Annotated in this window: 7 protein-coding genes; 4 read left to right on the top strand and 3 right to left on the bottom strand. The window is 65.2% G+C overall.

Annotated elements, in window-relative coordinates; translation table 11 throughout:
- On the bottom strand, positions 1-595 hold a 595-nt coding region (locus AXW67_RS43985; RefSeq protein ID WP_430648712.1), incomplete at its 3' end, for an alpha/beta hydrolase family protein.
- A gap of 434 nt (positions 596-1,029) precedes the next feature.
- On the opposite strand from AXW67_RS43985, the gene AXW67_RS13780 reads away from it, so the two are divergent.
- Genes AXW67_RS13780 through upp form a run of 3 tightly spaced genes read left to right on the top strand, consistent with a single transcriptional unit; the run spans position 1,030 to position 4,218 of the window.
- Positions 1,030-2,286, top strand: a complete 1,257-nt coding sequence (locus AXW67_RS13780) for a GTP cyclohydrolase II (protein WP_063678319.1) — start codon at positions 1,030-1,032, stop codon at positions 2,284-2,286.
- A gap of 7 nt (positions 2,287-2,293) precedes the next feature.
- The gene (locus AXW67_RS13775; RefSeq protein WP_063678318.1) at positions 2,294-3,538 is read left to right on the top strand and encodes a URC4/urg3 family protein; all 1,245 of its coding nucleotides are present in this window, start codon (positions 2,294-2,296) and stop codon (positions 3,536-3,538) included.
- 50 nt (positions 3,539-3,588) lie between these two features.
- Positions 3,589-4,218, top strand: a complete 630-nt coding sequence (gene upp, locus AXW67_RS13770) for a uracil phosphoribosyltransferase (RefSeq protein ID WP_027555058.1) — start codon at positions 3,589-3,591, stop codon at positions 4,216-4,218.
- Positions 4,219-4,232: 14 nt separating this feature from the next.
- On the opposite strand, the gene AXW67_RS13765 is transcribed toward upp, so the two are convergent.
- Together AXW67_RS13765 and AXW67_RS13760 are read right to left on the bottom strand one after the other, a co-directional pair.
- The gene (locus AXW67_RS13765) at positions 4,233-5,357 is read right to left on the bottom strand and encodes a M48 family metallopeptidase (RefSeq protein WP_063678317.1); all 1,125 of its coding nucleotides are present in this window, start codon (positions 5,355-5,357) and stop codon (positions 4,233-4,235) included.
- A gap of 3 nt (positions 5,358-5,360) precedes the next feature.
- Positions 5,361-6,518: a YjgN family protein gene (locus AXW67_RS13760; RefSeq protein ID WP_063678316.1), complete on the bottom strand. Its 1,158-nt coding sequence runs from the start codon at positions 6,516-6,518 to the stop codon at positions 5,361-5,363.
- A gap of 302 nt (positions 6,519-6,820) precedes the next feature.
- Here AXW67_RS13760 and AXW67_RS13755 point away from each other — a divergent pair, with 302 nt between their 5' ends.
- The gene (locus AXW67_RS13755; protein WP_063678315.1) at positions 6,821-8,086 is read left to right on the top strand and encodes a cytochrome P450; all 1,266 of its coding nucleotides are present in this window, start codon (positions 6,821-6,823) and stop codon (positions 8,084-8,086) included.
- The last annotated feature ends 45 nt before the right edge of the window (positions 8,087-8,131 follow it).

Raw genomic sequence — 8,131 nt, 5'->3', positions numbered from 1 at the left:
CCCCGCCACGGAGCTCTGCGCAAGCTCCCGTCCTGTCTTGGCAGACCTCGGCCAACCTCGCGAAATCCGGCGCGGCTCCCATCAGGATCAGCCCGGTATAGCCGCCCTTGGAGAAGCCGAAGAAGCCGACCTTTGCGGGATCGATCACGGCCCTGTCCTTCCAGTCGTGCAGGACGAAATCGAGCAGGCGAACGATGTCGACCGGACGCGAGGCAAAGACGGAGAGATCGTCACGCTGGGCGGAGTTGCCAAAACTGTCGCCGGGATGATTGATCGCGGCGACGACGAAGCCGGCATCAGCCAATGCTTCCACGGTGTCGTGATGCTGGCCGAACCAGCCGCCGCGGCCGTGGGAGAACACGATAAGCGGCAGCTTCGCGCCGGTGACCGGGCAGTCCTTCACGCCGGTCAGGCCGAAATCAGCGCCCACATCCAGATTGCCGAGCGCGATGTGCGCGCGCTCGCCGGCGCAAGGGTACCAGATGGCGCCCGACAAAGCGGGATCGGAGTTGAGGAGCTGGATGCCGGCAGCACGCGCCGTCGAGGCCAGGCAGCAGAGCACGACAGCGCAGGCCCAAAGCGTTCTGTACGACAAGGTTGCCCCCGATCCGATAAATCAACCTAACCGGGAGACGACGACTGAATTGTGTCGGACGGTTGGCGCGCATCGGGATCGCGACCCGCTGCGGCGTCGGGCGTAGCTCACATGGTCCAAAGGACCTGCGCAATGCAGCGCCTAGCGCTCCGGCCAAAACCAAATAAACGTAAGTATTTTCAACTAGATAATCAAGACACCAACTGCAAGCCGAAGTATCGCGCAGGCCCCGGCCGCAGCATTCAGCCGAGAGCCACGAGTACCTATATGTCTGGTGTTGGAAATGAACGGCAGCGTCACACAGCACGATTAACTTGTCCGTCGTGGCTCGCCGCTACAATATGAAAGATTAGGGCGCGTCGCCGGTGTATCGGCAGCGCGACTGAGCCAGGCCCGTCGGACAGGCGGGCCGTTGGCTTTTTGGGAGTTTGGTCATGAGCCGAGCGAACCGTACCGACCACATCCGCCTCACCTCCCATCCGGAGCCGGGCAGGAAGGCGGCCTTTCCGATCCACTGGGGCGCCGCGGACGCGCGCGAGCGCGGGCCGATCATCGGCACGGTGTCGCGCTCGCAGGATCGCAACGTGATCGGCAGCCATGGCGGATCCTATGCGGTGTACCGGGCGCTCGCCGTTTCCGCGGGCGCGCTCGATCCGATCCGGCGTCCTGATCTCACCAACACCTTTCCGGCGGCAACCATCGGGCCGTTCCCGCAATGGAGCGATCCGACCAAGATCGTCGCGCTCGATCCCTGGGGCCATCTCGTCGCCGAGAATTTCCGCCAGGAGATCGCCGAGGGCGCCGACATCAGGCCGAGCATCGCAGTGACGCGCGCGCGGCTCGACCTGCCGGAGATCCGCGACGCGCTGGCCGCAAAGCGCCTGCGCGCCGACGGCGAGGTCGTGCACGCCAATGGCAGCGTGTCAGTGGTGAAGATCGCGATCGATCCGGTCTGGTATCTGCCGGGCCTTGCAGCGCGCTTCGGCACCGGCGAGACCGAGCTGCGGCGGACGCTGTTCGAGCAGACCGCCGGCATGTTCCCCGAACTGGTGACGCGGCCGGACATGAAGGTGTTCCTGCCGCCGATCGGCGGCACCACCGTCTATCTGTTCGGCGACGTCGGCAAGCTGCCGGACCACCGCACCAGGATCACCTGCCGCGTGCACGACGAGTGCAACGGCTCCGACGTGTTCGGCTCCGACATCTGCACCTGCCGGCCCTATCTCATCCACGGCATCGAGGAATCCGCGCGCGGCGCGCAGGAGGGCGGGCTCGGGCTCGTCGTCTACAACCGCAAGGAAGGCCGCGCACTCGGCGAGGTCACGAAATTCCTGGTCTACAACGCGCGCAAGCGCCAGGAGGATGGCGATGCGGCCGCGGCCTATTTCGAGCGCACCGAATGCGTCGCCGGCGTCCAGGACGCGCGCTTCCAGCAGCTGATGCCTGACACGATCCACTGGCTGGGCTTAAAGCGCATCGACCGCTTCCTGTCGATGAGCGACATGAAATACGACGCTCTCACCTCGCAGGGCATCGACATCGTCGAGCGCGTGCCGATCCCGCCGGAGCTGATTCCGGCCGACGCCTATGTCGAGATCGCCGCGAAGAAGGCCGCCGGATATTACTCGACCGACGTTGCGTCCGAAGACGACGTCAACGGCGTGGTCGGGCGTTCGCTGGAGAAATACTGATACCGTGATGGCGGACGCCACGGCGACAGAACAACAGGCCCGTTCGCTGCTCACCGCAGAAGCGGTGCGCGCGCGTGCCGGACAGATGCTCGAGCTCGGCCTTGGCAACGGGCTTACGCACTTCACGATCGATCTCGATCGCATGGATGGCGTTGCGGAGGCCGTGGTCGCGGTCACGCGCAGGGCCTATCCGACGCTCGATATCCCGTTCCACGCGCGGTGGCGGCATTTCGTGCTCGGCGGTATCGACCGCTGGGCGCGCCTTGCCGATGCCGCCGCTTGGCCGGATCGCGCAGCGCGTGCGCGCGCCGAGTTTGATCTGGCCATCGTCAGCGTGCTGCTCGATGCCGGCGCGGGCGCAACGTGGCGATATCGCGACACTCTGACAGGACAGAGCATCGGCCGGTCCGAGGGGCTCGCGATCGCAAGTCTCGACATGTTCGCAAGCGGCGCCTTTTCCGGCGACGCACGGGCTCCCTTCAGGGTCGATGCGGATGTGATCGCGGCGCTGCCGCTTGCTTCTCTTACGTCGGGCTTTCAGGCGAGCGATGCAAATCCGCTGCTGGGTCTGGAGGGCCGCGCGGATCTGCTGCGGCGGCTCGGCGGGCTGGTGGCGGGGCGCCCGGAGATCTTTGGCTTGCGCGATACGCCGCGGCCCGGAGGCCTGTTCGATCGCCTCGCGGCGCAGGCGAACAATGGCGCGATCGCTGCTCCCACGATCCTGTCCGAGGTGCTGAACCAGCTCGGGCCGATCTGGCCGTCGCGACTCGAGCTTGCGGGGATTCCGCTCGGTGATTGCTGGCGTCATCCGGCGATCGCATCTGACGATGCGACCGCGGGCCTCGTCCCCCTGCACAAGCTGTCGCAATGGCTGAGCTATTCGCTGATCGAGCCGCTGCAGCGCGCCGGCCTTGAGGTGACCGACATCGATGGCCTGACCGGGCTTGCCGAATACCGCAATGGCGGCCTGTTCGTCGATCACGAGGTGCTGCGCCTGCGCGATGCCGCTGACGCCGAGCGCGCGCATGCGGTGGATTCCCTGCTCGTCGTGGAATGGCGCGCGCTCACCGTCTCGCTGCTGGACCGGCTTGCAGAGCGCATCCGCGCCAAGCTCGGCCGCACTCCGGAATCACTCCCGCTCGCCAGCATTCTCGAAGGCGGCACGTGGGCCGCGGGCCGGGCCATTGCCTTCGCGCGCCGTCCCGACGGCGCGCCGCCGCTCAAGGTGATCAGCGACGGCACTGTTTTCTAACGCATGATCCGAACGCATTGCGCATCGATCATTTTCAGGAGCATCCCCTCATGGAAGGCGTCACGATCGTCGATCATCCCCTGGTCCAGCACAAGCTGACCCTGGTGCGCGACAAATCCATCTCGACCAAGTCGTTCCGCGAGCTCGTCAAGGAGATCGGCATGCTCCTGTGTTATGAGGTGACGCGCGACCTGCCGCTTGCGGACGTCGTCGTCGACACGCCGCTTGCGCGCATGCACTCGGCCAAGATCGCCGGCAAGAAGCTGGTGTTCGTTCCGGTGCTGCGCGCCGGCACGACCTTCGTCGACGGCATGATGGATCTGGTGCCGACGGCGCGCGTCGCGCATATCGGGCTCTACCGCGAGCCCAACACCTTCGCCGCGGTCGAGTATTTCTTCAAATCGCCGTCCGACCTCAGCGAGCGGCTTGCGATCGTGGTGACGCCGGTGGTCGCGACCGCCAACACTGCCGTCGCCGCAATCGACCGGCTCAAGGAGCGCGGCGCGAAGGACATCCGTCTCGCCTGCCTGATCGCCGCCCCCGAAGGACTCGAGCGCGTTCGCGGATTGCACCCGGACGTCCGGATCTGGACCGCCGCGATCGATGAAGGCCTCGACGAGAACGGTTTTATTCTGCCAGGCCTCGGCGATGCCGGCGATCGCGCGTACGGGACGAGATAGCAGCCGCGGAAAGATCAGATTTTCCCGCTTCCGCCGCAAATCCCCTTCAGTGCGTGCCACTCCGCGTCGGTCAGGAGCGGCGGGCCGCTCGCGGGGCGATCTTCCTTGGTCATGCGCGCGAGGCGGTCCTCGGTCAGCGGGTGGCTCGACAGGATCGTGAAGCCGGAGCCGCCTTCCTTGCCGGTGATGCGGAACATCAGTTCGGCCGCGGGCTTGGGCGAGCGGCCGAGTGCGTGCATCGTCTCGATCGCGAAAGTGTCGGCGCCGGTCTCGGCCTCGCGCGAATAGGAGGCTTCGACCACGCTGCGCGAGGCGAAGATCACGGCGGACGAACCGGTGACGTCGCCGAACAACAGGCCGATCAGGAACGAGGTGCCGCCGTTGTAGATCAGCCCGCGCATGTTGTCGTGATGCCTAAGGTGACCGAGCTCGTGGGCGAGGATGCCCGCAACCTCGTCGGGGCTTTGGGCCTTGTCGAGCAGGCCCTTCAGCATGAAGACCTTGCCGCCCGGCAGCGCGAAGGCATTCGGCACTCCGGTCGGCAGCACCGCGGCCGTCATGGACTCGTCGAGACCGGCGACGTCGCGCAGGCGGTTCACGAGTTTTGCGAAGGCCGCCTGCCCGGCCGGATCGTCGCAGGCGCCGCGGCCAAAAATGGTCTTCATCTGGACCTCTGCGGCGTCGCCGATCCGCCGCTCGATCGGCTTCGGCACCAGCGGCGCGAGCCGGTCGGCGGCGAGCGGCACGCCGAACAGCACGACACAGACGATCGAGACCGCGGCGGCGAGTGACCAGCCGACGATCTTGATCGTGCCGCGGCGCGTGGTCTGGTGCTCATCGAGCCGCGTACAGCGCGCGGTCAACTCCGCCGCGACGGAGGCGTCGCGGATCTCGAGCCGCGCCAGCGGCGCCGCGGAGGTGCAGGCGAGGCGCAGGAGCCCGGCCGGACTGTCGGCGCGGCGGATGTCGGCATAGGCCCAGCGCGAGATCGTTTGTTGGTCCTGAGCTTCGCCCTCTTCGAGGATCTCAAGCGCGTCACCGAACGTCAGCGCGACCTTCCGCCTGCGGCTCGATACGCCGTCGAAGAAGATCGTCGGATTTCCGGGCTGGGCCGCGGCCTCGGCAGACACGTCACTCACGACCTAGAATCCTGCGACATCGAGCCCATCGGCAAAACCTTCGCCGAGCGCGCTGGCGAGCTCACCTCTGCCGCGCACATCCGCCGCCGCGCCGATGTCATGCACCTCGACGGTCTCCAGCACCTTCACCCAGAGATCGCGCTGGAGATAGACGCGCATCACGATGTTGACGGCGAGCGCCAGGGCGAGATAGCCGATCACCATCATCACCAGCATCGGGATGTTCTTGGCAGGCCCGTCGGGGCCGAGCGCCTGCTCGACCGGCAGGCCGCTCAGCTTGACGACGAGCGCGGTGGCGCCGGCGAGATAGAAGCCAAACAATGTCGAGAGCAGCAACCACCAGCCGATCACCTTCCAGTAGAGGCCGTAGAACGCATCGTGCGGCAGCGAGGAGCTGACGCGCACACCGCCGATGCGGATACCTGCGAGCCACCAGCGCCACTCGCGCGCCTTGAACTCGGCATAGAGGAACGGCGCCAGCGGGAAGATGACGATCGCGATCGGGGTCAGCAGCCACAGCCACCAGCCGCGCTTGAAGAACTCCCAGCCGTCGCCCTCGAAATCGCCGGTGAGATCGCCGTAATGGGTGTGCCGCATCTTGTAGCGCTCCAGCGACGCTTCACGCCAGGGCAGCGCGAGGCCAAGCGTGAGGAAGACGAGCAGGCCCCACAGCATGGCGCGGAGCGAATAGGCCCAACCCGATCCGTCCATCCAGAAGCGAACACCGCGCCAGACCGTGCGGGTCAGGCGATAGCGCCGCGCGCGATAGATCGCGAATTGCCCGAAGGCGTAGAAGCTGATGAACAGCGGCGTCGAGGCAAAACCCCGCCAGCGCTCGAACTCGATGCCGACCAGAAAATAGGCGAGATAGATCGGCACCAGAATCGCGAGCGCGATCAGGAAGCCGATCAGGAGCTCCTTGCCGCGCCCGGTATATTCGGCGGCATCCCCGTCGATGGATGTGTTCGACCACAGATGCCGCCGGATGTCGGTGACCAGCCAGAACCGGTAGAAGCCGAAGGTGACGAGCTCGAGCGCCGCGCCCCTCGTCGCCATCTTGCGGAACTCGGTGCGGTCGCCGGTGAAATCGACCCGCGTGGGCGGCAGCGGCGGCGGTACCGGTTGGGGCGGGCCGATGGGGCTCCATTGCAGGTCGTTCACGGCGGCAACCTCGGGATGCGGATTTTATCGGGTCAAACTATAGATCAGAGGTTAGTCGATACCCAAGACGGACGGGTTCGATTTAGCGGGATTTCAAGCGCTTTCTCGCACGATTCCGTCCCCACCGACGTGCGGGAGGTCACGTTCGCCGCGAAGCGTGACGACCGTCCGACGTTCACGCGAAGGTTGGATGTGGCAAAACTCTCCCTTGCCCCGACGCGGACAACCGGCTGTAATTACAGCCCAAATACCGCAGAGCAGAATTAAGAAAAACGCGCGGGAAACGTCAGGGAGAGACGGCCATGCATGGGACCATCGAGAGCACAGCCAGTTGCGACGCCTTGCGCGAACGCGCTCTATCACTGCCGCTCGAACAGTTCGATCCCGGCGATCCTGAATTGTTCAGGACCGATACGTTCTGGCCCTATTTCGACCGGCTGCGCAAGGAAGAGCCCGTTCACTACTGCAAGGACTCGATGTTCGGGCCGTACTGGTCGGTGACCAAATACAACGACATCATGGAGATCGAGACCAATCACGCGGCGTTCTCCTCGGCCGCGATGCTCGGCGGCATCACCATCCGTGACGTCGATCCGGAGCTGCGCCGGGAAAGCTTCATCTCGATGGACCCGCCGCGCCACAGCGCCCAGCGCAAGACCGTGGCGCCGATGTTCACGCCGACACATCTCGACGAGCTCGCCCTCAACATCCGCAAGCGCTCGGCGGAATGCCTGGACAATCTCCCCAAAGGCGAGGTGTTCGACTGGGTCGATCGCGTCTCGATCGAGCTCACCACGCAGATGCTGGCGGTGCTGTTCGATTTTCCCTGGGAAGAACGCCGCAAGCTGACGCACTGGTCCGATGTCGCCATGACGATCCCGGGCAAGGACGGGCTCGTCCCCACCGAGGACGACCGGCAGGCCGTGCTGCTCGAATGCGCGCAGTATTTTTCCGCGCTGTGGAAGGAGCGCAGCCAGCAGCCGCCGAAGAGCGACCTGCTCTCGATGATGGCGCATAGCGATGCGACGCGTCACATGGACGCCAAGAATTTCCTCGGAAATCTCATCCTGCTCATCGTCGGCGGCAACGACACCACGCGCAACACCATGTCGGGCTCGATCTATGCGCTGAGCCAGCATCCGGAGCAGTATCGCAAGCTGCGCGACAACCCCGTGCTGATCGACAGCTTCGTGCCTGAGGTGATCCGCTGGCAGACGCCTCTGGCGCATATGCGCCGCACCGCCCTTGCCGACTTCGAGTTTCGGGGGAAGCAGATCAAGAAAGGTGACAAGGTCGTGATGTGGTACGTCTCGGGCAACCGCGACGAGGAGGCGATCGAAAAACCCTACGAATTCATCATTGACCGCGCGCGTCCCCGGACGCATCTCTCCTTCGGCTTCGGCATTCACCGCTGTGTGGGCTTGCGGCTTGCCGAATTGCAGTTGAAGATCATCTGGCAGGAGATCCTGAAGCGCTTCGATCACATCGACGTGGTCGGCGAGCCCAAACGGGTCTATTCGAGCTTTATCAAGGGCTACGAGACGCTGCCGGTGAAGATTGCGGCGTAAGGCGTAAGAACACTCCCTCTCCCCGCTTGCGGGGAGAGGGTTGGG

Source organism: Bradyrhizobium neotropicale, from assembly GCF_001641695.1.
GTDB classification, from domain to species: domain Bacteria; phylum Pseudomonadota; class Alphaproteobacteria; order Rhizobiales; family Xanthobacteraceae; genus Bradyrhizobium; species Bradyrhizobium neotropicale.
This window is presented reverse-complemented; position numbering and strand designations above follow the sequence as displayed.